This is a genomic window from Bradyrhizobium sp. SZCCHNS30572, assembly GCF_032484415.1.
Lineage (GTDB): Bacteria > Pseudomonadota > Alphaproteobacteria > Rhizobiales > Xanthobacteraceae > Bradyrhizobium.
Genome location: NZ_JAUESY010000007.1, coordinates 544220 through 569387 on the forward strand (window position 1 = coordinate 544220; position 25168 = coordinate 569387).

The following is a 25168-nucleotide window of genomic DNA, read 5'->3' on the forward strand; positions in this document are numbered from 1 at the left end:
AGCTTGGATAACCTTAATGTGTTCCTCGTGAGCCGCAGCGCGCGGAATCGCGGCGAACCCCCTGTTGGGGACCACGATGATACCTGGGCAGGTCGAGAGCTGCGCGGGCAACGGGACGGTCACCGCGAGGACGGGGCGCTAAGGGCGCCAGCCGATCGTGACGTCAGAAGGAGGGAACCATGACCGACGACGGGCGACGATTCGAGATTCCGAAAGACATGCGGGCGATGGCGGAGGCAGGCTTCAACCAGGCACGTCAGACGTTCGAGAAGTTCCTGGCTGGAGCGGAGGCGACGGCCGGCTCGCTCGAACACCGCAGCACGACGGTGCGGGCCGGGGCCAAGGACATCGGCGCCAAGGTCTTGTCCTACGCTGAAAAGAACGTCCAGTCGTCGCTCGACTACGCCCAATCGCTGGTGCACGCCAAGGACCTGCCCGAGGTGCTGCGGCTGCACGGCGAATTTGTTCAGGGCCAGATGCGGTCGCTCGCCGAGCAGGCAAGCGAAATGGGGCAGGCCATCGGCAAGGTTGCGATCGACGCCACAAAGCCTAAGGCCTGACGGAACGTTCTCCGCTCCCGAAAAATCTGGAAGCGGGTGCGGCAAACAGTTCCTGATAGTGGAATTTCCGTTGCGTTGCACAAAAGCGCCACGATATAGCTCTACGCGAGGTTGTTACCTCCCAGGGGCGGTTCCTCTGCGTGATCCGAAGTGACGTCCCGATTGCCGGGACGGTCCAGTCTCAATGTTTCGAAGGATGCATGCCATGACCAATGCCACCGATCCTTTCTCCGCGTCCATCATCCCGTTCGAGGTTCCCGAACAGGTGCGCGCGTTCGCCGAAAAAGGCGTGTCCCAGGCCCGCGAGAACTACGCCAAGTTCAAGGACGCAGCGGAAACCCACAATTCGGCCATCGAGGCCTTCTTCGCCAACGCCAGCAAGGGCGCCGGCGCCTACTCGTCCAAGGTCATGGAATTCACGAAGGCCAATACCACGGCTTCGCTCGACTTCGCCCAGGAGCTGTTCGGCGTGAAGTCGCCGTCGGAGGCGATGGAGCTGTGGACGGGCTTCGCGCGCAAGCAGTTCGAGACCTTGACGGCCCAGGCCAAGGAGCTCGGCGAGCTCGGCCAGAAGGTTGCGGCCGAGACGGTTGAGCCGATCAAGGAAAGCGCCACCAAGCTGTTCAAGACGGCGGCCTGAGGGCCAGCCTCAAGTCTCGCCGGGTGCGCGGTACGGGCCGTGTGCCGGCATGGACGGCGGGAGACCATGACCCGGGCGCGTTCGCGGCCGGGTTTGCTTTCTGGGGCTCGCCGTTTGCACGGGGGCTCGTTCGGGCCGAAGCGGCGTCAAAAAACGCCGTCACGGCAGGGGACTTTATCCGTTCTCGGCCTTGCCAAATTCGCCCGTTGCACCTAGTTTCCGGCCCGTTCGGACGCCCCCTCGTGGGCCGTCCCATGCGGATGCAGTTGTAGCTCAGTTGGTTAGAGCGCCTGTCTGTGGAACAGGAGGTCGGTGGTTCGAGCCCACCCAACTGTACCATGGCCACGCCCATCGCTGTGCCGTTCGCAAGCTCACCTCCATCCGTGCTCCGCGCCCCATTGATACTGCGCCGTGATTTGTAGCCCCGTCGCGACCTCTCGCGCAGGGCCGGGGCGTGGGCGCAGAGCTTTGGTCGCGGAAGCCCGAGCCCGGTCTCCGTATTTCGACGGATATATCGCCGGGTCGTGCGCTCGCTTGCGGTTTTGCTGCGCCGGATCGGTAGCACGGCGTGGCGCCGTTGCTTGCGAATCCGGTCTCCTTCAATCACAGTTGGCGGCAACGAGGGGGAGGGGGCGATGAGAGGGATTGATCTCGATCCATGCATCTCTGCCGTACTGATCGCTATAGCCGCGCTGTTAGTCCCCGTAACCGCACGGGCCTATACCGCCGAGCAGGAGCAGGCGTGCACAGGCGATGCGTTCCGGCTTTGTAGTTCCGACATTCCCGATGTCGATCGTGTCACCGCCTGCATGGTCCGCCGCAAGGCCGAGCTGTCGCCGCCATGCCGCGCCCAATTCGGGCCGCCAGAGCGCCAGACAGCGTCATCGGGCCGCGCGGAGCGGCCGATGAGCATTCGTTCTGTCACCAGGAAGCCGGTCACTGCGCGCGCCGGCAAATCGAAGAAGTCGACGCGACCGGACGCGACCTGAGCGATGCCGATGGCCGCATTTGGCGGCACCGGGAATGATGGCGGTCCTCGACGCGCAGCCTCAACATGTAAATGCGATGGGGCATGACCGGATGTTGTCGAACATCGCGGCCTGATCTGCTGTTTTGCCTGCTTTGGTGTAACTCAAAAACCAATGCGTTTCGGCAATCAGGAGTTACGTCTTATCGATCGCTAAATTTATCTTCCGCGAATCAGTCCGCTGATTCATTTTCGCTGCCGGGGTCAATCTGGAGGCCAAGGTATGAACGTTATTGTTTTCGCATCGCGTAAGGGCGGTTCAGGCAAGAGCACCCTGGCCGCCCATCTCGCTGCGCAGATCAAGTCGAGCAAGTCTTGTCTGCTCATCGATGCCGACCCGCAGGGGTCGCTGACGCTTTGGCACAAGCTGCGCGGCACCAACGAGCCGCCGATCAAGACGGCCGTGAACTCGGTGAGCGCGATCGTGTCCGCCGCCCGCCGCGACGGCGTCGAATGGGTGCTGATCGATACGCCGCCGACCATCTCGGCCGTCGTCGAGGATGCGATCAAGAACGCCACCATGGTGATCATCCCGGCCCGCCCCGGCGTGTTCGACGTCAACGCGGTACAGGAGACGATCCAGACCTGCCGCGCCGCGCGCAAGCCCTACGCGGTCGTTCTCAATGGCGCGCCGGCGCGCCGCGACGATGCTGAGAGCCCGATCGTCACCATCGCCCGCGAGGCGCTGGCGAAGTTCAAGGCCCCGGTGTGGGGCGGCCAGATCACCAACCGCGCCGATCTGCTGATGGCGCTGGGCCAGGGTGAAGGCGTGCGGGAATATTATGCGGAGGGCCGGGCTGCGGCCGAGATCGCACGCCTCTGGGCTGCGATCGAGCGTTCGGTGCGGGCGATTCGCGGGACTGTGTCGGCCAACGGCGCCATGCACAAGCAGGCGGCCTGATCGCGGCATCAGATGAGGCATCGACGCGCGGTCTTCCGCGCGTTTTTTGCGTCGGGTCACACGATCTGGCGTGAGTGCCGACCTCGCGCCGCGCGCGAGGGCGCGGCGAGGTCAGGCAACCATCAGGAAATAGAAGGCGATTGCCGGCGTCAGGGTCAGGATGACGGACCAGATCCCGACCGCCCAGAGAATGTCTTCGACGCTGAACCCCTGGTGCTCAGGGTATGGATGATCCTGCAAAGCCACGACGCCCTCGCGCTCTTTGATGTTTTCAACATCCATAGCGGAACATCTTTAAACACGAGGTTGCGGACTGCGCCGCTTTTGATCGCGTTTGTTAGCTCGGATTAACCACGGAGATTCTGCTCCGGCTCCGCAGCGGCGGCGCGGCTCTGCCTGGCTGTTCCGATCGGGAAGGCAAGGCAGAGCCGGCGAATAGGTTGGGGCGTGCTCAGGCAACGCGGTTCTGCGTGGTCGTCGGCTGGCGCCGCTCGATCTGCTGATCCAGCCGTGCGGCGAGGTCGTCGCCAACCTCCACCATCGGCAGCCGCACTTCGGGGCTCGCAATGACGCCGGTGCGCGCCAGCCAGTACTTGGCCGGTGCGGGGCTCGGCTCGGTGAACAGCAGCCGCGTCAGATGCTCGACCTGCGCCCAGCACGCTGCTGCCGCGTCGTGACGGCCGGCCTTCACGTGCTGCAGGATTGCGACAAACGTCTCGGTCTCCAGATGTGCCGAGAGCAGGATGGCGCCGTCGGCACCGGCCTGCAGCGCATCGAAGCTCTGGGCGTCTTCGCCCGTCAGGATATGAAAGCCAGCGCGCCGGCGCGTGATCAGGTCGCGCGTCTGCGTGCGGTTGGCGCAGCAATCCTTGAGCCCAGCGATGGCGGGATGCTCGGCGAGCTGCAGCAACGTCTCGTTGTCGAGGCCGACCGCCGACCGATAGGGAATGTTGTAGAGCACGATCGGATGGGCGGTGCGGTCAGCCAACGCGGTGAAATGCGCCAGCAGGCCGCGCTGCGACGGACGCACGTAAGGCGGACTCGAGATCAGATAGAAGTCGATCGGCCATGACGCGGTTCGGTCGAGCGCTTCGATCACCTCGGCCGTCGCCACGCCGCCGACACCAAGACAGATCGGCAGCGACCGGCCGGTGGTGTCGAGCTCGTCCCGGACCACGCTGATCAGACGGGCGCGCTCGTCCCATGACAGCGCCAGTCCTTCTCCTGACGTGGCACCGAGCACCAGTCCATCGATCCGCTTGGCAGCGTAGTGCCGAACCAGACTGCGTAAGGATGGTTCGTCGAGCGCGCCATCGCGGAACGGCGTGATCAGGGGCAGCCAGAGGCCCTGCAGTCGGGTCGTAACGTCGGTCATGGTCCATCTCCTTGGGTTGGCAGGAGCCGGAGACGGGACACGCAAAAAAGCCCCGTCCTCGCGGCGGGGCTGGTGATGCGGCGGTGAATTCGAGAGATTCTAGCGCGCGCGTCCACATGTCCCCGGGAGGGGAGCTTTTTTCGACGACAACTTGGCGTACGAAGACGTGGACATGCGATCTAGATGCGCGGTGCGGGCGATGCTGTCAACGCCGCATCGGGCACGACACGGAAACATTCGGCAAAAAAATAGCCGGGCCCAAATGAGCCCGGCTGGAGGTATTGGCCAAAGCGGCCGACACAATCACCTTCCAAGAGGGATTTCTGAACGCTCGCGCCACTGGAGGAGGGGGACAATGCGCAACGCCAACGCTCAGCACATCCTCAGTATGGGCTCTCGCATGGCGTCGCAGCAACCATGCAAGCCGCATGTCAGACATGCACAATCTTACGCCGGCCAGCGCTGCGCTTTGCTCACGACGAAGTCACGGAACACTTGAACGCGAGCGACCGTTTTCAATTCCTCGGGATAGACGAAGTAGGTGTCGAGCTGGATCGAATCCGACTCTCCGAACAATTGCACGAGACGGCTGTTTTCCTCGACGAGGTAGTCCGGCAGCGCGGCGATGCCGAGTCCTTGCTGGCAGGCGCGGACCAGGCCGAGAATGTTGTTGACCCTGAAATAGGCCTCGCGCGGACCGGAGCCGTTGCGGCCGGCATCGACCAGCCAGCTGCGGTTCTGGAGATGCGGCGCGACTTGGCCGTCGGCCAGCATGATGATGCGATGATCATCGAGCTCGTCGAGCGTGCGCGGCGTGCCGAAGCGCTTGACATATTCCGGTGAACAATAGGCGTGGAAGCTGATCGCGAACAGCTTGCGCTGGATCAGATCGGGCTGGGTCGGCTTGCGGGTGCGGATCGCCACGTCCGCCTCGCGCATCGACAGATCAAGCTCCTCGTCGGTGACGATCAGCGAGATCCGGATCTCCGGATAGAGCGCGGTGAATTCTCCGAGTCGCGGGATCAACCAGTTGATGCCGACGCCCGGCGTGGTCGTGATCTTCAGGTCGCCGCTCGGGCGCTCGCGGCTATCGGTCAGCTTGGCGCGCGCCGCCTGCAGCTGCATGAAGACGTCATGCGCGGTTCGGAACAGGAGGTCGCCTTGCTCCGTCAGGATCAGCCCGCGGGCGTGGCGGTGGAACAGCGAGACTGCGAGCTCCTGCTCGAGCGCGCTGACCTGGCGCGACACCGCCGATTGTGACAGCCCGAGCTGCTCCCCGGCATGCGTGAAGCTGCCTGCTTCCGCCGCTGCGTGAAACACCTTCAGCTTGTCCCAATCCATATCCGTAAATCCATCCCGTGATCGTGGCATCGTCAGTTCATTCCGCCGCGGCGCGTTCGCTCGCGGCGTGGGCGAGGAAGCGTTCGGCCTCGAGGGCGGCCATGCAGCCCATGCCGGCTGCGGTGATCGCCTGCCGATAGGTTTCATCGGCGACGTCGCCGGCTGCAAACACGCCGGGAACGGAGGTCGCGGTCGAGCCCGGCACCACCTCGACGTAACCGGAAGGCTTCAGTTTCAGCTGCCCCGCGACCAGCTCGGTTGCCGGCGCGTGGCCGATTGCAACGAACACGCCATCGGCGGGCAGCTCGGTGAGCGCGCCGGTCTTGACGTTCTTGAGCCGGACATGCGTGACCTTGGATGGCGAGCCGGCGCCGCAGATCTCATCGAGGGCGCTGTCCCAGACGACCTTGATCTTGGGATGCTTGAACAGCCGCTCCTGCAGGATGCGCTCGGCGCGGAAATGGTCGCGCCGGTGTACGACGGTGACGGTCGATGCGAAATTGGTCAGGAACAACGCTTCCTCGACCGCGGTGTTGCCGCCGCCGACGACGACGACCTCCTTTCCGCGATAGAAGAAGCCGTCACAGGTCGCACAGGCCGAGACCCCGAAGCCCTTGAACGTCTCCTCCGACGGCAGCCCGAGCCAGCGCGCCTGGGCGCCGGTCGCCAGAATGACGGTCTCGGCGAGGTAGACGTCACCGGAGTCGCAGGTCAGGCGGAACGGACGCTGTCCCAGCTCCAGCTTGGTCACGAGGTCCGTCTTGATCTGGGCGCCGACATGCGTCGCCTGCTTTTCCATCTGCTCCATCAGCCAGGGACCCTGGATGACGTCGGCAAATCCCGGATAGTTCTCCACGTCGGTGGTGATGGTGAGCTGGCCGCCTGGCTGGATGCCCTGAATCAGCACCGGCTCCAGCATAGCTCGTGCCGCGTAGATCGCCGCCGTATAGCCAGCAGGGCCGGAACCGATGATGACGACTTTGGCATGGATCGGAGCTTGCATGTGGCCGAAGACTCGCTGGAAAAGGGAGGATTACCGACGCAGCGAGCGGAATGCGCTGAAGAAACGCTCCGAAGCCCCATCGAAAATGTCAAATCCAAGTCTAAGCCATCTGGCAAGCTATGCAAGAATTGCAACGCATCTCGGCGAATTTTCCCTTCACGAGCCGGTCAACAGGGGAAATCTAAAGCAATAAAATTGCGTGGATTGACCGGCTTGCGCTAAGAGAGTTGCCCATCGTCGCCCGGCGCCCCCTGCGCCTCCTCCTGTTCCGCCAGAGCCCACAATCCCCGTGTCCAAGAATCTTGATGAGATCGATCTCAAAATCCTGAGCGAAATTCAGGCCGACGGCAGGATCACCAATGTCGAGCTCGCCAAGCGGGTCGGCATCTCGCCGCCGCCTTGCTTGCGCCGCGTGCGGACCCTGGAGGAGGAAGGCTACATCACCGGCTACCGGGGCCTGCTCGACCCGCGCAAGCTCGGCTTCGACGTGACCGTGTTCGCCTCGGTCCACCTGTCGAGCCAGGCGGACGCCGATCTGAAGGCGTTCGAAGAGTTCGTGCGGTCCGAGCCGCTGGTGCGGGAATGCTGGATGCTGTCCGGCGAGGTGGACTTCATCCTGAAATGCGTGGCACCGGACATGGCGACGTTTCAGGAGTTCGTGACCCACCTGACGGCGGCACCTCACGTGCGCAACGTGCGAACGTCCCTGGTGCTGCACAACTCGAAATACGAGGCGGCGGTGCCGCTCGAGGTCAAGGGACGCAGCTAGGCCCACCGCCATTCCGGGTTCGCCTCGTTCGAGGCGCCCCGGAATGACTGTGAGTGAAAGCCTACGCCTTCTTACGCAGCATCGCGTCGAGGCTGATCGGACCCCCGCCGGCCGTCGCCAGATAAAGGCATGAGAAGCAGAATGCGATTGCCGCGGTGCCGTTGTTCAGGAGCGGCAGCCACACCGGCTCACCTGTCTTGAACATGTGACCGAGGAAATAGGCGAAGGCCATCTGACCCGACAGAATGAACGCGACGGGCCGCGTGAGCAGACCCACCATCAGCAATCCGCCCAGCACGAGCTCGATCAGGCCGGCCGTATAGATGAGCGGCGGAATGTTTGCGAAATACGGAAGCACTGGAAACTTGAAGATCTTCGCCACGCCGTATTGAAACAACAACAGACCCGTGACGAAGCGAAACAGGCTGAGTACAGCCGGTTGCCATTTCGAGAACATCTGCTCCATGTCGATCATCCCCCAATCAAAGCCATCATGATGCGACGGACCGGACCCATCCTCCCGGCACGGCTCGTCGGTTCTGCACTAGCTCATTCCCGAAAGCCCGTCACCGGCGTGTGGCCTGGAGCCCGATGAATTGACCGTGTGCTGCCGAACGCCATTGTGCCGCAGTGCGGCCGGCCAAACGACGAAGGGCCGCGCCTTCGCGCAGCCCTGGTTTCGTCCGAACGGTCACAGGCACCGCTCCGGTGCCTCGGGTCCTCAGCGCCACTCGACCTTGGCGATCTCGTAGGACTTGGCGCCGCCGGGCGCCATGACCTCGACGGTAGTGCCCATCTTCTTGCCGATCAGCGCGCGCGCCAGCGGCGAGGTGATCGAGATCTTGCCCTTCTTGGCGTCCGCCTCGACCTCGCCGACGATCTGCCAGACCGTCTTCTTCTCGGTGTCCTCGTCGATCAGGGTCACCGTCGCGCCGAACTTGATCGTGTCGCCGGAGAGCTTGGTCACATCAATGATGTCGGCGCGCGCGAGCTTGTCCTCGAGCTCGGCGATGCGGCCCTCGTTGTGAGACTGCTCTTCCTTGGCGGCGTGATATTCCGCGTTCTCGGACAGGTCGCCATGCGAACGCGCTTCCGCGATATGTTCGATGATGCGCGGACGGTCCACCGATTGGCGCTGCTTGAGCTCGTTCTCCAACGCGGCGTAGCCCATCGAAGTCATGGGAACCTTTTCCACCATCTCTTCTCGTCCTTCAGTCGTGCGGGCGGGGGCGCGCACGATCAGCATCTTCAGAATAGGCCTTTGCGGCTCAAAGCAAAGCCTCAAGGCCCGGCAAGACCGTCCCGTCAAAGGCCGGTACAACATCGAACGGGGCGGCGAGTTCCTGAAAGCTTCTATTGCCGATTGTTGCCAACCGCTTAGCGGGCGTTCGCCCGCACGCTGCGATTAGTTTTCGGAAAAGTAACTCTGCAGGGTGCGGACCTCAAGGTCTCCCCCGAGATAGGCACGGATGCCTTGCGCGGCCGCCACGGCACCCGAAAGAGTGGTGTAATACGGCACTTTATGCAAGAGGGCAGCGCGCCGCAGCGAGCGGCTGTCGGCCAGCGCCTGCGGGCCTTCGGTGGTGTTGAAGACCAGCTGGATGTCGCCGTTGGTGATGGCGTCCACGATGTGCGGCCGGCCTTCCAGCACCTTGTTGATCTTCTCGGTCGGCACGCCCTGGTCGGTCAGGAAGCGCTGGGTCCCGGAAGTCGCTACCACCTTGAAGCCGAGTTCGTGCAGCATCCGCACCACCTCGGTGATGCGCGCCTTGTCGCTTTCACGCACCGACACGAACACCGTTCCTTTGCGCGGCACGCGTGTGCCGCCCCCGAGCTGGCTCTTGGCGAACGCCACGGCGAACGAGCGGTCGATGCCCATCACCTCGCCGGTGGAGCGCATCTCCGGGCCGAGCACGGTGTCGACGCCGGGGAAGCGGGCGAACGGGAAGACTGATTCCTTCACCCCGACATGCTTGAGCGCGCGCTTGGTCAACCCGAAATCGGCGAGCTTCTCGCCCGCCATGATCCGGGCCGCAATCTTGGCGACCGGCGTGCCGACCACCTTGGCGACGAAGGGCACCGTGCGCGAGGCGCGCGGATTGACCTCGAGCACGTAGATCGTGCCGTCCTTGATCGCATATTGCACGTTCATCAGGCCGACGACGTCGAGCCCGAGCGCCAGCTCGCGGGTCTGCCGCTCCAGCTCGGCGATGGTCGCCTCGTCGAGCGAATGCGGCGGCAGCGAGCAGGCGGAATCGCCGGAATGGATGCCAGCCTCCTCGATGTGCTCCATGATGCCGACGATGAAGGTGTCCTTGCCGTCGGAAAGGCAGTCCACATCGATCTCGGTGGCGTCCGACAGGTAGCGGTCGAACAGCAGCGGGTTCTTGCCCAGCACCGTGTTGATCTGGCCGGTCTTGTCGTTGGGATAGCGCGCCTTGACGTCGGCCGGCACCAGCTCCGGCAGGGTGCCGAGCAGGTAGTCGCTGAGCTGGTTGTCCTCGCGGATGATCTGCATCGCGCGGCCGCCGAGCACATAGGATGGGCGCACCACCAGCGGCAGGCCGAGATCGGCCGCCACCAGGCGCGCCTGCTCGACCGAATAGGCGATGCCGTTCTTCGGCTGCTTCAGGTGCAGCTTGTCGAGGATGCGCTTGAAGCGGTCGCGGTCCTCGGCCAGGTCGATGGCTTCCGGCGAGGTGCCGAGGATCGGTACCTCGGCGGCTTCGAGCGCGCGCGCGAGTTTCAGCGGCGTCTGGCCGCCGAACTGCACGATGACGCCATGCACGGTGCCGTTCTTGCGCTCGGTGGCGATGATCTCGAGCACGTCCTCGGCCGTCAGCGGCTCGAAATACAGCCGGTCGGCGGTGTCGTAGTCGGTCGAGACCGTCTCCGGATTGCAGTTGACCATGATGGTCTCGTAGCCGGCATCGGCCAGCGCGAAACAGGCATGGCAGCAGCAATAGTCGAACTCGATGCCCTGGCCGATCCGGTTCGGACCGCCGCCGAGAATGATTACCTTCTTCTTGTCCGACGGCGCGCTCTCGTCGCCGAGAGCGCCGGCAAACGGCGTCTCATAGCTCGAATACATGTAGGCGGTCGGCGAAGCGAACTCCGCCGCGCAGGTGTCGATTCGCTTGAACGCCGGACGGACGCCGAGCGCCTGCCGCTTGGCGGCGACCTCGGCTTCGGTGGTGTTGGCGAGCACCGCGAGCCGCGCGTCGGAGAAGCCCATCGCCTTCAGCGTGCGCATGCCGCTGGCATTCGGCGGCAGGCCATGACGGCGAACCTTGTCCTCCATCTCGACGATGCCGCGCATCTGCGCCAGGAACCACGGATCGATCTTGCAGGAGTTGAAGATGTCCTCGTCCGACCAGCCGAGGCGCATCGCCTGCGCCACCTGGAGCAGGCGGTTCGGGGTCGGCGTGCCCAGGGCGGCGCGGATCGCATTCTTGTCATCGCCGCGGCCGAGCCCCTCGATGTCGATCTCGTCGAGGCCGGTGAGGCCCGTCTCCAGGCCGCGCAGCGCCTTTTGCAGGCTTTCCTGGAAGGTGCGGCCGATCGCCATGACTTCGCCGACCGACTTCATCGAGGTCGTCAAGGTGGTCGAGGCGCCCGGGAATTTCTCGAAGGCAAAGCGGGGGATCTTGGTGACGACGTAGTCGATCGTCGGCTCGAACGAGGCCGGGGTCGCGCCGCCGGTGATGTCGTTGGCGATCTCGTCCAGCGTGTAGCCGACCGCGAGCTTGGCCGCGACCTTGGCGATTGGGAAGCCGGTCGCCTTGGAGGCCAAGGCCGAGGAGCGCGACACGCGCGGATTCATCTCGATCACGACCATGCGGCCGTCGGCCGGGTTGACGCCGAACTGCACGTTGGAGCCGCCGGTCTCGACGCCGATCTCGCGCAGCACCGCCAGCGAGGCGTCGCGCATGATCTGATATTCCTTGTCGGTCAGCGTCAACGCCGGCGCCACCGTGATCGAGTCGCCGGTGTGCACGCCCATCGGATCGAGGTTCTCGATCGAGCAGACGATGATGCAGTTGTCGTGTTTGTCGCGGACGACCTCCATCTCGTACTCCTTCCATCCGAGCACCGATTCCTCGATCAGCACTTCGTTGGTGGGGGAGGCATCGAGACCGCGCTCGATGATGTCGAGATACTCTTCCTTGTTGTAGGCGATGCCGCCACCGGTGCCGCCCATGGTGAAGGAGGGACGGATGATCGCGGGCAGGCCGATCTCGGACAGCGCCATCAGCGCCTGTCCCAGCGCATGCTCCTGATAGCGCTTGCGGCGCTCGTTCTCGCCGAGCGTCCATTGCCGGTCGAGCTCGTCGCGCGCGGCGCCCGACAGCGTCTCGCGCTCGGCCAAGTATTTGTCTCGATACTGCTTCTTCAGCGCCGACGCATTGGCGAGCCGCGACTTCGGGGTCTGCAGCCCGATCTTCTCCATCGCATTGCGGAACAGCTGGCGGTCCTCGGCCTTGTCGATCGCGTCAGCCGTCGCGCCGATCATTTCGACGTCGAACTTCTCCAGTGTCCCCTGCCGGCGCAGCGACAGCGCGCAGTTCAGCGCGGTCTGCCCGCCCATGGTCGGCAGCAGTGCGAAGCCGCCGGGGATGACGTGGCGTTCCTTCTCGATGATCTTGGCGACGATCTCCGGCGTGATTGGCTCGATATAGGTCGCATCGGCCAATTCCGGATCGGTCATGATCGTGGCCGGATTGGAATTGACGAGGACGACGCGATAGCCCTCCTCCTTCAGCGCCTTCACCGCCTGCGTACCGGAATAGTCGAATTCGCAGGCCTGGCCGATCACGATCGGACCGGCGCCAATGATCAGGATGGTCGAGATGTCGGTTCGTTTCGGCATTCAAGCTCACGGGCAAGAAACGGGCAGGAATTGGGCACAAAAAAAGGGCGCGCGTGCCGCGCGTCCCCGAAGGCCAAGGCGCGACCATTGCTCGCGCGCGAGCGGTCTTTAGACCAGTTTCCTCTGAGCGAAAAGGGTTTTGGGCCGAAATCAACGGCCAATTTGGCCGAAGAGGGTCTGAGGGGCGCGGCGCCGTCGCTGGCTCGCCGAGCCGAAGCTGCGCGGCAGCGACGGCTGGAGGCCCGGCCTGGACTTGAACCAGGTTCAAGAGCGTTGCACCGCTCTTCGCGTCGTAGCTTCCGCCACCGGGCCGGGGGTGATCTTACCTCTCAGGGCCGCGTGAGCCAGCCCGTGTTTCAGTTAACCCTAATCCGGTTGCTCGATGTTGGGCCACGGCGTGGGCTGGTCGGCTCGGCCGGTCACACGGTTCCCATTGCCGGCTGCGCCACGAAGGTCATGCGCCAGGGATTGTGGCCGATATTCTTCGGCGCCCGGACGGCAGAGAGGCCGGCCTTCTTCAGCCGTGCCAGGATCTCGGCCTCGCTGTAGCGCTGCAGGCCGACCTTGGTCCGCAACTGCCGGTAATCGGACAGGGCAGTGGCGACCAGCCCGACCAGGGCATCCTTGAGGAAGCCGTCCCGCGCCGCGAACATCAGCAGCGCGAGCACGTCACGGCCCATGCCGACGTCCGGACGCAGGACGTCGCCGAGGACGAACTTTCCCGACGGCTTCAGCAGCCGCCTGATCACGGCCAGGGCTGCATCGAATTCCGCCTCGCTCATGTACTGGGCCACGGAGTTCATGACCACGAGGTCGATCGAGCCTTCCTGCATGTTGCGCAGCTCGTCCAGCGACCGCACGCGGATCTTGGTGTTGGGAGCGAAGCGCGCGATCAGCCGGCCGCGCACGCCCGGCGCCGGCTCGGCCAGGATGAGCGTCATGCAGGCGTCGGCGACCTTGGCGGCCGACAGGGCCTCTCCGCAGGAATAGTCGAGAACGACTGCGTCGGGCGAGGGAATATAGCCGACGATGTCGCGCGCGATCCCCTCGAAGTGCAGGTCGCGATGCAGCTTGCTCGCATAGATCGTGTGCGTGGAATCGTAATAATCGATCCAGTCGTCCATGGCGGGTTCCGGCAAACACAGTTCCTTGATCGGAACTGGAGGGGTCAGCGAGCGTTAACGGGTCCGATCATCCGTGTCCATCGCTGCTTCTAACAGGAAGGCCAAGCCGTGAGTAAAGCAAAGACCGACAAGACCGCCCCCGAGCTCGATACCCCGACCGATCTGTCCCCGGATGCCGTGAACAAGATCTCGACGGCATTGAACACGCTGCTTGCGGACGCCTTTGCGCTCTATCTGAAGACCAAGAACTTCCACTGGCACGTCAGCGGACGGCATTTCCATGACTACCACGAAATGCTCGACGAGCAGTCGGACGCGATCTTTGCCACCACGGACCAGCTCGCCGAGCGCGTGCGCAAGCTCGGTGGCACCACGCTGAAATCGATCAGCCAGATCAGCAAGCTGCAGACCATCAAGGACAACAACGAGGAGTATGTGCCGCCGCGCGAGATGTTGCGGGAGTTGATGGAGGACAACAAGCACGTCGCGGCTGCGATGCGGAAAGCGCACGGGCTGTGCGACGACAATGACGATCCCGCCACCGCGGGACTGCTGGAGACCTTCATCGACGAGACCGAGCGCCGCACTTGGTTCTTGTTCGAAGCCAGCCGCCAGGAAGGCAGCAACGCGGCGTAGGCGGGCCAGCGTCGAGTTGAGGTCCGGGCGCGCTGCGAGGACGTGGCGCGCCGGTCCGGCCTCGATGCCGGCCTCCGGCTCATACCATGCCAGGCTATGCGGAGTGGCCGAGTGCCGACCAGCTCCGATAGATCATGTAAGCCGCCACCACGAATACCACCGTGGCAAACACCTTGTTCAGGGTGCCGCGCGTACCGGACAGGCGAGCCGCCAGCTTCGCACCGACCAGGCCACCGGCGATGCCGGCGACGAGAAAGGTCGCCGCCAGCGCCCAGTCGACCAGTCCCGACAGCGCGTAGTTTGCTGCGGTCGTCAGTCCGAACGCCGTGACGGACACGAGCGAGGAGCCGATCGCGTAGAGGATCGGCATGCCCGTCGCAAACATCAGAGCCGGAACGATCAGGAAGCCGCCGCCGATGCCGAAGAAGCCGGACAGTGTTCCCGTGCCGAAACCGAATGCCAAGAGCGGCAACAGATTGTCGCGCGAAAGCTTGACGTCCAGCTGGCTGTTCGTGCCGCGCCTGCGCAGCATCAAGAGGCCGATCACGATCATGACCAGGGCGAACAGCAGCAGCAGCTTCTGACCGTCGACCATCTTGCCGAGCGTCGAGCCAGCGAAGGCGCCGACCACGCCCGTTGCAGCAAACACCAGCGCGCAAGGCCATTTGACGTTCCCGGAGCGGGCATGATTGGCGAGATTGGCCGCCGCGTTGATCGCTACGGCGACCGCGCTCGTGCCGATCGCGACGTGGGGATTGCCGACGCCGACCAGATACACCATGAGCGGCACGGCCAGCACCGATCCGCCCCCGCCGATCAGGCCGAGCGTGAATCCGACGAAAGAGCCGGACAGCGAGCCGAGCGCAAGCTGGGCAGCGGACAAGGTCATCCTGCGATGCTCCGGACTGGCGTGCCGCGCCGGTGCCCGGCCGTTGCCAAATGGGAAAGCCGAGCCGCGACGTCTGCCGCGTGCTCGGTGGGGCGAGGGGTGTCCTAGAGTGCGTTGAGCGGGACTTTCAGGAAGCGCCGGCCGTCCTGATCGGGCGTCGGCAGCCGTCCCGCCTTCATGTTCACCTGCAGGGAGGGGATGATCAGCTTGGGCATGTCCAAGGTGCGGTCGCGCGCCTCGCGGGCGGCGACGAACTGATCCTCGGTGATGCCGTCGCGGACGTGGATGTTGTGCGCGCGCTGCTCGGCCACCGTCGTTTCCCAGCGGATGTCGCGGCCGTTTGGACCGTAGTCGTGGCACATGAACAGCCGCGTCGCGTCAGGCAACTCCAGCACCCGGCGGATCGAGCGATACAGCGTGCGGGCATCGCCGCCAGGAAAGTCGGCGCGTGCCGAGCCGCCGTCCGGCATGAATAGCGTGTCGCCGACGAAGGCGGCGTCTCCGATCACATGAGTCATGCAGGCCGGCGTGTGCCCCGGCGTATGCATGGCGAAGGCGGTGATTGCGCCGATCCGGTAGGTGTCGCCATCATGGAACAGGCGGTCGAACTGGCTGCCGTCGCGCTGAAACTCGGTGCCTTCGTTGAAGATCTTGCCGAACGTCTCCTGCACCATCCTGATGTTGGCGCCGATGCCGATCCTGCCGCCCAGCCTTGACTGGATGTAGGGCGCCGCCGACAGATGGTCGGCATGGACATGGGTCTCGATCAGCCAGTCCAGTTGCCAGCCGCGATCCTCGATCAGGCGAATGATCTCGTCGGCCGAATGCGGTGCGATGCGCCCCGATGCATAGTCGATGTCCATGACCGAATCGATCACCGCGCAGGCCCGCGAGCCTGGGTCCTTGACCACATAGCTGACGGTGTTGGTGGCGCGATCGAAGAACGGTGTGACCTCGGGTTTCACTGACAGGTCGACCGGATGTGGAATGCCGGACATCCAAGCCTCCCTCATTCTGAAGCGACTGCGGCGAGCGAGGGCCGGCGGCTCGAGAGCATGCGGGCTGCGGCCATTCCGATCATCATGGCCGTGACGAACAGGACGATGGCAGGCGAGCCGTAGCCGAGCGCCACGAAGGCCGGGCCCGGGCAGATGCCGGCGAGGCCCCAGCCAATGCCGAAGATCGCAGGGCCGGTTGCGATCCGCCAATCCAGCGTCTGAAAGGATGGCAGGTGGAATTGGTCACCGAGGACGGGACGCCGGCGCCGGAAAACCAGTCGGAAGCCGGCGAAGGTGACCCCCACCGCTCCAGCCATCACGAGGATCAGGCTCGGATCCCAGCCGCCGAAGCGGATCGCCGCGAAATCGAGGAAGTTGAGCACCTTCTCTGGATTGGACATGCCCGAGAGCAGCAGCCCGAGTCCGAAGATGAGGCCGACGGTGAACTGGACGAAAATGATCATGGTGCCTCACAGCACGTGGCGAACGAGGAAGGTGGTCGCGACCGCGGTGGCCATGAACACCAGCGTGGCGACGATCGAGCGCGGCGAGAGGCTGGCGATGCCGCAGACGCCATGACCCGAGGTGCAGCCGTTGCCCCAGACCGCCCCGAAGCCGACCAGCAGCCCGGCTGCAACCATATCGATCGGACCGACCTCCAGCTTCAGCGGCGGCAGGCTCCCGCTGACGATGCGGACTGCAAGGGCGGCGGCGACCAGCCCTCCTATGAAGGCGAGCCGGCCAGCGAGCGCACCGTCCCAGGGCGGCAACAGCCGCGCGGCAATGCCGCTGACGCCGGCAATACGGCCGGTCAGGCCCATCAGCATGACGGCTGCAGCGCCGATGAGGGCGCCGCCTGCGAGCGCCGTGACCGCTGTATACTCCGTGATCATATCGTCCTTGATTCCCTCGTCGGGGGCATGTTGCAATCGGCTGTCATGTGCATTATTGCATATATACGAAAATGAAGAAGTAACAATCATGACAACACAGGCCAGGCGCAAAACCCGTGAGGCCATGGTGGCGGCGCTCGACGACAAGGCGGAGGAGGCGGCGGGCCTGCTCGCTGCCATGGCGAATTCGAAGCGCCTCATGGTGCTCTGCAACCTCATCGACGGCGAGCGCGCGGTCGGCGATCTCGCCGAACAGGTCGGGTTGCGACAGGCGGCGCTGTCTCAGCATCTCGCGAAGATGCGCGCGCTCGATCTCGTCGCCACCCGGCGCGATGGCCAGACCATCTACTATCGGCTGGCGAGCCGGGAGGTCCGCGAGATCCTGCAGACGCTGTATCGGCTGTATTGCGCCTGATCAGCGCGCCTGGTGCCACAGGCGCGTGAGCGGGCCGCCCGCGCCGAGCACAGGATCGGTCGCGGGCAGCGGCACCTCCGGAATGGTTTTCGATGCGCGGGCGTGGTTCTCCGGCGTCGGCCGCGTGATCTGCATCTTCGGTCCGGGCGGATAGGCGCCGACGATGCAGAAATCGCTGCTGGCAGCGATGCATTGATGTCCAGTGCCGGCCGGCAGGATGGCGACGTCGCCCGGCCTGAGCTCCAGCTCCCGGCCCTGATCGCCGCCGAAGCGGACCCGCGCCGTTCCGCCGGCGACACCCAGCGCCTCATGCACGGTCGCGTGATAGTGCAGATAGTCGTAGACGCCGTTGCGCCACATGTCGCCCCAGCCATTGGCGGCGAACACGCGCTCGATGTCGGCCGCCGGATCGGCGCCACCCAGATCGATGACGGCCTTGTAGACCAGGAACGGCATCGGATTATTGGGCACCAGGCCGTCATCCGCGAACACGATGCTGAGCGGTTCGATCGACTTGACGCGGGGCGAGGGGGCGGCAGGCATGGCGACCTCGGAACAAAGGATGGGGCCTCGCCCTATCAATCGGCCTGCGCGGCCGCCGTTCCAGGCTCACGCCTTGGGCAGCTCGAGCACCGGGCAAGTCGTGGTGGCGTGCGCCAGCAGGCGCCCTTGCGAATCGGCGATGCGTGCCTCGGCGGTCGCGGCGCGGCGTCCGAACGACAGCGTCCTGCCCTCCGTTCTCACGATGCCGGTGGTCTCGGTCATTGCCTTGATGAAGGAGACCTTGAATTCCCGCGTGGTGTAACCGCTGCCCTGCGGGCACATCGTGGGACGGCGAGCCCCATCGCGGAATCCAGCAGGATCGCGGTGTAGCCGCCATGCACCGAGCAGATCGGATTGTAGTGCCGCAAGGCCGGCACGCTGTGCATGACGACCCGGCCGGGCTCGGCGCTGCAGTCGAACGGCGCGACGGTCTGCATGATCGGCGGCTGCGGCAAGGTCCCGGCGAAGATGCCGCGCACGAAATCGAGCCCGGGCATCGAGGCCAGTACCGCCAGGGGCACCACGCCGAATTCAGCGCGCGAATCCGTCTCGCTCATATTGTCGATCTACAATATATGATGATCATCATATGAATGCGGTGCGAAAAGATCGAGGGCAAAACAGATGCCGGCGATCACAAGATTGCGGACAGAAAAATGCCCGGGACCAGCCCGGGCATGTCGAGTGTCGTCAAGCTGCCGACCTCAGGCTGCGCTGCGCTTCTTCTCGCGCATCAGCTCGGCGAAGCGCTGAAAGAGGTAATGCGAGTCGCGCGGGCCGGGCGAAGCTTCCGGGTGGTACTGCACCGAGAACACCGGTTTGCCCTCGAGCTGGATGCCGCAATTCGAGCCGTCGAACAGCGAGATGTGGGTCTGCGTCGCGCCCGATGGCAACGTGTCCTGGTCGACCGCGAAGCCATGGTTCATCGAGGTGATCTCGACCTTGCCAGTGGTCTCGTCCTTGACCGGATGGTTGGCGCCGTGATGGCCCTGGTGCATCTTCTTGGTCTTGGCGCCGACCGCAAGCCCGAGCATCTGATGGCCGAGGCAGATGCCGAAGGTCGGTGTGCCCGACGAAATCACCTGCTGAATGACCGGCACGGCATATTTACCGGTCGCCGCGGGATCGCCGGGTCCGTTCGACAGGAACACGCCGTCCGGCTTCATCGCCAGGATGTCCTCGGCCGGCGTCGTCGCCGGCACCACCGTCACCTTGCAGCCGACGCCGGCGAGCAGGCGCAGGATGTTGCGCTTGATGCCGTAGTCGATCGCGACGACGTTGAACTCCGGATTGACCTGTCGGCCGAAGCCCTCGTTCCACACCCAGGGGGTCTCGTCCCAGGTGAAGCGCTGGGCGGAGGTCACCATCGGCACGAGGTCCATGCCCTCCAGGCCGGGCCATTCCCGCGCTTCCTTCTTCAGGGCGTCGAGGTCGAAATTGCCGTCCTTGGCATGCGCGATCACGGCGTTCGGCATGCCCTTGGAGCGGATCAGCGCGGTCAGCGCCCGGGTGTCGATGCCGGACAGCCCGATGATTCCGCGCGCACGCAGCCACTGGTCGAGATGGCGGGTGGCGCGGTAGTTCGACGGATCGGTGATCGCGGTGCGCAGGATCACCCCGCGTGCGCCCGGCGTCGCCGCCATGTTCACCGTCTCGATATCCTCGTCGTTGGTGCCGACATTGCCGATATGCGGGAAGGTGAAGGTGATGAGCTGGCCGGCATAGGACGGATCCGTCAGGATCTCCTCATAGCCGGTCATGGCGGTGTTGAAGCAGACCTCGCCCACGGCGTGGCCTTCGGCGCCGAGGCCGTAGCCTTCCAGCACCGTGCCGTCGGCGAGCACGAGGAGCGCGGTCGGTTTATGGTCCGGCCAGGCGGCGTCAGTATCGATGTGTGTCATGAGGCCCCTACATAGTGCCCCAGGCGCGCGGCGTCAAAGCGGGAAGCGGCCGATTCACATGCGATTTCGGTCAATTCGGCCGGAGTTTCGAGGCATCCGACCGGAACGGATGCGGAACCGTGTTGTTTCGGGTGGGCGAACCGCCTAGACCAGCGCCAATGGATTTTGAGAGGGCGAGAGCATGCTGCGCGACGACATCAACAATGCGGTCAAGGAGGCGATGAAGGCCAAGGACGAGCGCAAGCTGTCCACCCTTCGCATGGTGAACTCGACCTTGAAGAACGCCGACATCGCCGCGCGCGGCGAAGGCAAGCCGCCCTTGACCGACGCCGACGTGCTCGCGGTGCTGCAGAAGATGATCAAGCAGCGTCAGGAGTCGGTCGAGCTGTATGAAAAGGGCGGCCGCGCTGAGCTCGCCGCCGGCGAGCGCGAGGAGATCGCGGTCATCTCGGCCTATCTGCCGAAGCAGATGAGCGACGACGAGGTGAAGACCGCCATCTCCGCTGCAGTCGCCGAGACCGGCGCCGCCGGCATGAAGGACATGGGCAAGGTGATCGCCGTGCTGAAGGCCAAGTACACCGGGCAGATGGATTTCGCCAAGGCGAGCGCGCTGGTGAAGGCGGCGCTGTCGGGCTAGGCCGCGCGACGCGAAGCGCCCATGCATCCCCACATCGTCATGCCCGGGCTTGTCCCGGGCATCCACGTCTTTAAGACTGTCATCAAGAAGAAAGACGTGGATGGCCGGGCCTTCGCCGCGCCGAAGGGGCTTCGGCCCCGCAGGCGGGTCTTCGCCTGGCCATGACGGAGAGAACAATGCTCAAGGAAACGTCCGACTACGACCAGCTCACTCGCGACTTCCGCTGGGACATCCCGGCGCAGTTCAACATCGCGGTCGCGACCTGCGATCGCCACGCCGACGGCTCGGGGCGCCTGGCGCTGATCGTCGTCGAAGAGGACGGCGCCGCACGGCGCGTCTCATTCGATGAGCTGCGCGATTACTCCTGCCGCTTCGCCAACGTATTGAAGGCCGATGGTCTCGCGCAGGGCGACCGCGTCGCGGTGTTCCTGTCGCAGTCGCTGGAGCTGCCGATCGTCCATCTGGCGGCGTTCCGCGCCGGTCTCGTCTCGGTGCCGCTGTTCACGCTGTTCGGCGAGGACGCGCTGCAATTCCGGCTGCAGAACTCCGGCGCCAAGGTCGTCGTCACCGACGCCACGGGCCTTGCGAAGCTCGCGCGCATTCGCGACCGCCTGCCGGAACTCAAGACGATCTATGTCACTGACGGCGACGGCCTCGGCGCCCAAGCCTTCTGGCCGACGCTGGAGCGCGCCTCCGATCAATTCCCGACCGTCGCCACGTCGAGCGACGACCCTGCCATCATCATCTATACCTCGGGTACGACCGGAAATCCCAAGGGCGCGCTGCACGCCCATCGCGTACTGCTCGGCCACCTGCCCAATGTCGAGATGGTGCACGGCTTCCTGCCGAAGCCCGGCGACGTCATGTGGACGCCGGCGGATTGGGCATGGATCGGCGGCCTGTTCGATGCGCTGTTTCCTGCATGGTATCACGCGATCCCGATGATCGGTTATCGCGCCAGGAAATTCGAGCCGCAGGCCGCAATGCAACTGATGGCGGACTACGCCGTCCGCAACGTGTTCCTGCCCCCGACCGCGCTGAAGTTGATGCGCCAGGCCAATGTCAAGCACGAGGGCGTCAAGCTGCGCAGCATCCTCACCGGCGGCGAGTCGCTCGGCGCCGAGCTGCTCGACTGGGTGCGCGCGACCTTCGGCATCGATGCGCACGAGATCTACGGCCAGACCGAATGCAATCTCGTCGTCGGCAACAATGCGAGGCTGTTTCCGATCCGGCCGGGCTCGATGGGCAAGGCGACGCCGGGCTTCGAGGTGCTGATCGTCAACGACAAGGGCGAGGAGCTGCCGCGCGGAGAGAGGGGCATCATCGGCGTGCGCCAGCCCAATCCCTGCACCATGATCGAATATTGGCGCAATCCGGAGGCGACGCAGAAGAAGTTCGCGGGCGACGTGCTGCTGACAGGCGATCTCGGCACCCAGGATGACGACGGCTATTTCTGGTATGCGAGCCGCGAGGACGATGTCATCACGTCGGCCGGCTATCGCATCGGCCCGGCGGAGATCGAGGACACGCTGCTCAAGCATCCGGCAGTCGCGCTGGCGGCCGTCGTCGGCATTCCCGACCCGGTGCGCACGGAGGCCATCAAGGCGTGGATCGTGCTGCGCCCTGGCTTCGTTGCAAATGACACGCTGTCGCGAGAGATCCAGGACTTCGTCAAAGTGAAGCTTGCCGCGCACGAATACCCGCGCCACGTTGAATTCACCGACACCCTGCCGATGACGGCGACCGGCAAGGTGCTGAGGCGGGAGTTGCGGGCGCGGGGGTAGGGGGCTCCCGTTCGTGGGTGCCCAATGGTGCGCCTGGCTCCCTCGCCTCGCTGGCAGTCCCGCGCGGCACGACGGATGGCGACAGACGAGTGCAAAACTGCATCGTCATATGTGATCGCTCCGCCCCTCTGCCCACAAGTTGAAATTGAAATCCCCGCCCTCCCGCTGTTAGCATCACGGCAACAACAACATTCAGGAGGGACCGCCGATGACCGCATCCGTCTCGGGACGATCCGATCCCGTGGTGCGCCGCATCACCACGGCCGATATTGCCGAAGCCTTGACGCAAGGCCTCCGCGATTTTCAGGCTCAGCCCATGTTCGGCCTTGCTTTCGGGCTGATCTATGTACTCGGCGGCATCAGCATCGTGCTGTGCGTCACCGCCTTCGGGATGGTCTACTTGGCCTATCCGCTGGCCGCAGGGTTTGCGCTGATCGGCCCGTTCGTCGCGATCGGTCTCTACGAGGTCAGCCGCCGCCGCGAACTCGGCCAGCCGATTTCCTATGGCGGGATCTGGCGCACGATCACTTCGCGCGGCGAGATCGGCTGGATGGCGTTCGTGACGCTATTTTTCTTCATCATCTGGATGTACCAGGTGCGCCTCCTGATCGCGCTGCTGCTCGGGCTCAATGCCTCGTTCTCCAGCATCAAGGAGTTCATGACCGTGGTGCTGACGACCAACGAGGGTCTGCTCTTCCTCGCGATCGGCAATCTCGACGGCGCCGCTCTATCGCTGGTGCTGTTCTCGCTCACGGTCGTGTCGTTTCCGCTGCTGCTGGAGCGCGACGTCGATTTCGTGACGGCGATGATCACCAGCGTGCGCGCGGTCGTGACGAGTCCCGGCCCGATGATCGGCTGGGCCGCCGTCATCACCGTGCTGCTGATCATTTCGGCATTGCCGTACTTCCTCGGGCTGCTGGTCACTGTGCCGGTGCTGGGCCATGCGACCTGGCATCTGTACCGCCGGATCGTGGCTCCGGCATAAGGCAAGGGCGAGCCGCGACGTAGGTTCGATGGCGCATGGACGCCGTCGAACGGGCTCGTTTCGAAACGCGGCTCGCCGGTGGTCCGGCCGGGACCAATGTCGGAGGAGGATGATGCCGGACAACATCGCGTTGTTTGCCACGATCGTCTTGTTGCTGCCGATGTTCTATCTGCTCCTGGCCGCGCCGGCCTTTCTGCTGGTGCGGCTCGACATCGTGCCGGTCACCCGGCTCCTGCGCGGCATGTTCGACTCCTACTTCGTGGCGCTTTCGATCGCTGGCGGCATCGGCGCGCTCGCCGTGCTGGCCGACGGCCGCCCCGTTCTGGGGCTGGGCATTGGGCTGATCGCGGCGTTCGCGCTGCTCTCGCGCCGCTGGTTTCTGCGGCAGATGGACGCGCGCATCCGCGACAGGGATTCCGGCGATGCGACGGCCCTGCGTCGGCTGCGCTGGTTACATTGGGGTGGCATGCTGAGCAATGCGGTCCAGGTCGGCGCCGTCCTCGCCAGCATCCCACAGATCGCCGCGGTGTCGTAGCAGGCCTTGTCGTTCAAGGCACTGCAATCCCCATCGCCTTCAGGGCCGCCAGCATGCGCGTCGGCGGCGTCATCTTCACCGCGAGCGGCTTGCCGGTCTCGAGCACGCTCTTGAGGTTCGACAGGATGGCCGGCCAGCCCTGGCGTCCGCCAGACAGGATGTCGTCGGAGAGCGGCCGCTCATGTGCTTCAGTCATCGTGAGACGGGCGGCGTCGCCGGCCGGTTCGATCTCATAGGTCACTAGCGTGCGGCCCAGTGCCTCGACGAGGCCGGGCCAGTTGACGTCCCACGTGACGGTCAGCCGGTGCGGCGGCTCGCAGACGATCACCTGGCCGCTGATGTGTTCGGAGCCGTCCGGCGCGCGCACGATGAAGGCGCCGCCCGCCCTCAGTTCGGCTTCCACGGCGAAGCCGAAGAAATATTGTCGGCTGAACTCGGCGGAGGTCAGCGCCTGCCATACCTTCTCAGGGCTGGCGGCGATGTAGATCGTGTAGACGGTGGCGGGCTTGAACTTTGCAAGATCCATCGCTCAGACTCCCTTGCCGAGCGCTGACATCGGGATCGCCAGCGCCGTTCCGGTCTCCAGCAGACTTTTTAGGCCGGACATGATCGCGGGCCAGCCGTTGGAAACCGCATCGAGCAATCTTGCCGCCCCTTCGAAGCCTTCATGCGTCAGGGTCAGCTTGACGGAGTTGCCGTGCTGTTCGATCGCGAACACGACCTTGGTCGGCTGCTCGTTGCGAAACTCGTCTTTCAGGACGTGCTGGAAGGTGTAGGAGAGCCGGCGTGGCGGATCGAACTCCAGAATCTGGCCGACATCCGTCGTCATCCCGTCGGTCACCAGCGTGAACGGCGAGCCGACGCGCCAATCGGAATGCAGTTCGGTGCCGAACCAGTAGCGCTTCGCGAATTCGTTTGATGTCAGCGCTTCCCACAATTTCTCGGGCGTCGTCGCGATATACGTGACGTAGACGAATTCGGGCTTACTCATCGCGCTCCTCCAATTGCCGCTTCAACTCGCTGAGCGCGGCGAGCTTGCCGCGCTCGAATTTCTTGATCCAGCGCTCCCCGATGTGATGGATCGGCACCGGATTGAGATAGTGCAGCTTCTCGCGGCCATGCCGGATCGTCGCGACCAGATTGGCCGCTTCCAGAATGGCAAGGTGCTTGGTCACGGCCTGTCGCGTCATCGCGAGGCCGTCGCAGAGTTCGGTCAGGGTTTGCCCGTTCCGCGCGTGGAGCCTGTCGAGCAGGGCGCGTCGTGAGCCGTCCGCAAGCGCCTTGAAGACATCATCCATGTGAGAAAGAATAGGCAACCAAATGGTTGCGTGTCAAGAGCGCT

At 64.5% G+C, this 25168-nt stretch carries 28 protein-coding genes, 2 tRNA genes and 1 pseudogene; 12 read left to right on the top strand and 19 right to left on the bottom strand.

Annotated features, from left to right (window positions below):
• Window positions 1–179: 179 nt before the first annotated feature.
• The 5 genes from QX048_RS22250 to QX048_RS22270 all read left to right on the top strand — a co-directional run bounded on the left by QX048_RS22250 (window position 180) and on the right by QX048_RS22270 (window position 3128).
• Window positions 180–560 carry a phasin family protein gene (locus QX048_RS22250; RefSeq protein WP_315755002.1) on the top strand — a complete coding sequence of 127 codons (381 nt, stop codon included), beginning with the start codon at window positions 180–182 and terminating at the stop codon, window positions 558–560.
• 205 nt (window positions 561–765) lie between these two features.
• Entirely contained in the window at window positions 766–1200 is a 435-nt protein-coding gene (locus tag QX048_RS22255) for a phasin (protein WP_315717527.1), read from the top strand.
• Between the two features lie 262 nt (window positions 1201–1462).
• Window positions 1463–1539: transfer RNA gene (locus tag QX048_RS22260), tRNA-His, on the top strand.
• Between the two features lie 296 nt (window positions 1540–1835).
• Complete coding sequence (locus tag QX048_RS22265) at window positions 1836–2189, top strand: hypothetical protein (protein ID WP_315826718.1); 354 nt, start codon at window positions 1836–1838, stop codon at window positions 2187–2189.
• Between the two features lie 261 nt (window positions 2190–2450).
• The gene (locus QX048_RS22270) at window positions 2451–3128 is read left to right on the top strand and encodes a ParA family protein (RefSeq protein WP_231327589.1); all 678 of its coding nucleotides are present in this window, start codon (window positions 2451–2453) and stop codon (window positions 3126–3128) included.
• A gap of 111 nt (window positions 3129–3239) precedes the next feature.
• Here the strand turns inward: QX048_RS22270 and QX048_RS22275 are convergent, their stop codons facing one another.
• The 4 genes from QX048_RS22275 to trxB form a co-directional block, all read right to left on the bottom strand.
• Window positions 3240–3410, bottom strand: coding sequence for a hypothetical protein (locus QX048_RS22275; protein ID WP_315717524.1), 171 nt, complete (start codon window positions 3408–3410; stop codon window positions 3240–3242).
• Between the two features lie 169 nt (window positions 3411–3579).
• The gene (dapA, locus tag QX048_RS22280) at window positions 3580–4503 is read right to left on the bottom strand and encodes a 4-hydroxy-tetrahydrodipicolinate synthase (protein ID WP_315826719.1); all 924 of its coding nucleotides are present in this window, start codon (window positions 4501–4503) and stop codon (window positions 3580–3582) included.
• 447 nt (window positions 4504–4950) lie between these two features.
• Entirely contained in the window at window positions 4951–5874 is a 924-nt protein-coding gene (locus QX048_RS22285) for a LysR family transcriptional regulator (RefSeq protein WP_315717522.1), read from the bottom strand.
• Window positions 5875–5881: 7 nt separating this feature from the next.
• Window positions 5882–6847 (bottom strand): thioredoxin-disulfide reductase, encoded by a 966-nt coding sequence (gene trxB, locus QX048_RS22290; protein ID WP_315826720.1) that lies wholly within the window; start codon window positions 6845–6847, stop codon window positions 5882–5884.
• 289 nt (window positions 6848–7136) lie between these two features.
• On the opposite strand from trxB, the gene QX048_RS22295 reads away from it, so the two are divergent.
• Window positions 7137–7616, top strand: coding sequence for an Lrp/AsnC family transcriptional regulator (locus tag QX048_RS22295; RefSeq protein WP_015664493.1), 480 nt, complete (start codon window positions 7137–7139; stop codon window positions 7614–7616).
• A 61-nt stretch (window positions 7617–7677) separates the two neighbouring features.
• Here the strand turns inward: QX048_RS22295 and QX048_RS22300 are convergent, their stop codons facing one another.
• The 5 genes from QX048_RS22300 to QX048_RS22320 all read right to left on the bottom strand — a co-directional run bounded on the left by QX048_RS22300 (window position 7678) and on the right by QX048_RS22320 (window position 13610).
• Window positions 7678–8082 (bottom strand): DoxX family protein, encoded by a 405-nt coding sequence (locus tag QX048_RS22300; RefSeq protein ID WP_315717520.1) that lies wholly within the window; start codon window positions 8080–8082, stop codon window positions 7678–7680.
• 255 nt (window positions 8083–8337) lie between these two features.
• Entirely contained in the window at window positions 8338–8814 is a 477-nt protein-coding gene (greA, locus tag QX048_RS22305; protein WP_315717519.1) for a transcription elongation factor GreA, read from the bottom strand.
• A gap of 207 nt (window positions 8815–9021) precedes the next feature.
• Complete coding sequence (carB, locus tag QX048_RS22310; RefSeq protein ID WP_315717518.1) at window positions 9022–12486, bottom strand: carbamoyl-phosphate synthase large subunit; 3465 nt, start codon at window positions 12484–12486, stop codon at window positions 9022–9024.
• 235 nt (window positions 12487–12721) lie between these two features.
• Window positions 12722–12798 (bottom strand) — tRNA-OTHER (locus QX048_RS22315).
• Between the two features lie 107 nt (window positions 12799–12905).
• Entirely contained in the window at window positions 12906–13610 is a 705-nt protein-coding gene (locus QX048_RS22320; protein WP_315717517.1) for a class I SAM-dependent methyltransferase, read from the bottom strand.
• A 108-nt stretch (window positions 13611–13718) separates the two neighbouring features.
• Here QX048_RS22320 and QX048_RS22325 point away from each other — a divergent pair, with 108 nt between their 5' ends.
• Window positions 13719–14246, top strand: a complete 528-nt coding sequence (locus tag QX048_RS22325) for a DNA starvation/stationary phase protection protein (RefSeq protein WP_315717516.1) — start codon at window positions 13719–13721, stop codon at window positions 14244–14246.
• A 94-nt stretch (window positions 14247–14340) separates the two neighbouring features.
• On the opposite strand, the gene QX048_RS22330 is transcribed toward QX048_RS22325, so the two are convergent.
• From QX048_RS22330 to QX048_RS22345, 4 genes are all read right to left on the bottom strand, one after another.
• Complete coding sequence (locus tag QX048_RS22330; protein ID WP_315717515.1) at window positions 14341–15135, bottom strand: sulfite exporter TauE/SafE family protein; 795 nt, start codon at window positions 15133–15135, stop codon at window positions 14341–14343.
• Between the two features lie 104 nt (window positions 15136–15239).
• Window positions 15240–16133, bottom strand: a complete 894-nt coding sequence (locus QX048_RS22335) for an MBL fold metallo-hydrolase (RefSeq protein ID WP_315717514.1) — start codon at window positions 16131–16133, stop codon at window positions 15240–15242.
• Window positions 16134–16144: 11 nt separating this feature from the next.
• Window positions 16145–16597 carry a DUF6691 family protein gene (locus QX048_RS22340; RefSeq protein ID WP_315826721.1) on the bottom strand — a complete coding sequence of 151 codons (453 nt, stop codon included), beginning with the start codon at window positions 16595–16597 and terminating at the stop codon, window positions 16145–16147.
• A 6-nt stretch (window positions 16598–16603) separates the two neighbouring features.
• Window positions 16604–17227: a YeeE/YedE family protein gene (locus QX048_RS22345; RefSeq protein WP_315826722.1), complete on the bottom strand. Its 624-nt coding sequence runs from the start codon at window positions 17225–17227 to the stop codon at window positions 16604–16606.
• On the opposite strand from QX048_RS22345, the gene QX048_RS22350 reads away from it, so the two are divergent.
• Window positions 17115–17441 carry a metalloregulator ArsR/SmtB family transcription factor gene (locus QX048_RS22350; RefSeq protein WP_315717511.1) on the top strand — a complete coding sequence of 109 codons (327 nt, stop codon included), beginning with the start codon at window positions 17115–17117 and terminating at the stop codon, window positions 17439–17441. The genes QX048_RS22345 and QX048_RS22350 overlap by 113 nt on opposite strands.
• On the opposite strand, the gene QX048_RS22355 is transcribed toward QX048_RS22350, so the two are convergent.
• The 3 genes and pseudogenes from QX048_RS22355 to carA form a co-directional block, all read right to left on the bottom strand.
• Complete coding sequence (locus QX048_RS22355; protein ID WP_315826723.1) at window positions 17442–17984, bottom strand: cupin domain-containing protein; 543 nt, start codon at window positions 17982–17984, stop codon at window positions 17442–17444.
• A gap of 66 nt (window positions 17985–18050) precedes the next feature.
• Window positions 18051–18541: pseudogene (locus QX048_RS22360) on the bottom strand (PaaI family thioesterase).
• Between the two features lie 147 nt (window positions 18542–18688).
• Window positions 18689–19885: a glutamine-hydrolyzing carbamoyl-phosphate synthase small subunit gene (gene carA, locus QX048_RS22365; RefSeq protein WP_315754612.1), complete on the bottom strand. Its 1197-nt coding sequence runs from the start codon at window positions 19883–19885 to the stop codon at window positions 18689–18691.
• Window positions 19886–20066: 181 nt separating this feature from the next.
• Between carA and QX048_RS22370 the strand changes: the two genes are divergently transcribed.
• The 4 genes from QX048_RS22370 (at window position 20067) to QX048_RS22385 (ending at window position 23826) form a co-directional block, all read left to right on the top strand.
• On the top strand, window positions 20067–20522 hold the full coding sequence (locus tag QX048_RS22370; protein ID WP_315717508.1) for a GatB/YqeY domain-containing protein: 456 nt from the start codon (window positions 20067–20069) through the stop codon (window positions 20520–20522).
• Window positions 20523–20698: 176 nt separating this feature from the next.
• Window positions 20699–22306, top strand: a complete 1608-nt coding sequence (locus tag QX048_RS22375; protein ID WP_315717507.1) for an acyl-CoA synthetase — start codon at window positions 20699–20701, stop codon at window positions 22304–22306.
• 208 nt (window positions 22307–22514) lie between these two features.
• Window positions 22515–23291 carry a DUF2189 domain-containing protein gene (locus QX048_RS22380; RefSeq protein WP_315717506.1) on the top strand — a complete coding sequence of 259 codons (777 nt, stop codon included), beginning with the start codon at window positions 22515–22517 and terminating at the stop codon, window positions 23289–23291.
• Between the two features lie 112 nt (window positions 23292–23403).
• Complete coding sequence (locus QX048_RS22385; RefSeq protein WP_315826724.1) at window positions 23404–23826, top strand: hypothetical protein; 423 nt, start codon at window positions 23404–23406, stop codon at window positions 23824–23826.
• A gap of 13 nt (window positions 23827–23839) precedes the next feature.
• Here QX048_RS22385 and QX048_RS22390 read toward each other — a convergent pair whose 3' ends face one another.
• From QX048_RS22390 to QX048_RS22400, 3 genes are read right to left on the bottom strand one after another with little or no spacing between them, the layout of a single operon-like run.
• Complete coding sequence (locus QX048_RS22390; protein WP_315826725.1) at window positions 23840–24352, bottom strand: SRPBCC family protein; 513 nt, start codon at window positions 24350–24352, stop codon at window positions 23840–23842.
• A 3-nt stretch (window positions 24353–24355) separates the two neighbouring features.
• Window positions 24356–24817 (bottom strand): SRPBCC family protein, encoded by a 462-nt coding sequence (locus tag QX048_RS22395; protein WP_315826726.1) that lies wholly within the window; start codon window positions 24815–24817, stop codon window positions 24356–24358.
• Window positions 24810–25124: a helix-turn-helix domain-containing protein gene (locus QX048_RS22400; protein WP_315717502.1), complete on the bottom strand. Its 315-nt coding sequence runs from the start codon at window positions 25122–25124 to the stop codon at window positions 24810–24812. Before QX048_RS22400 ends, QX048_RS22395 begins: the two co-directional genes overlap by 8 nt.
• Between the last annotated feature and the right edge of the window lie 44 nt (window positions 25125–25168).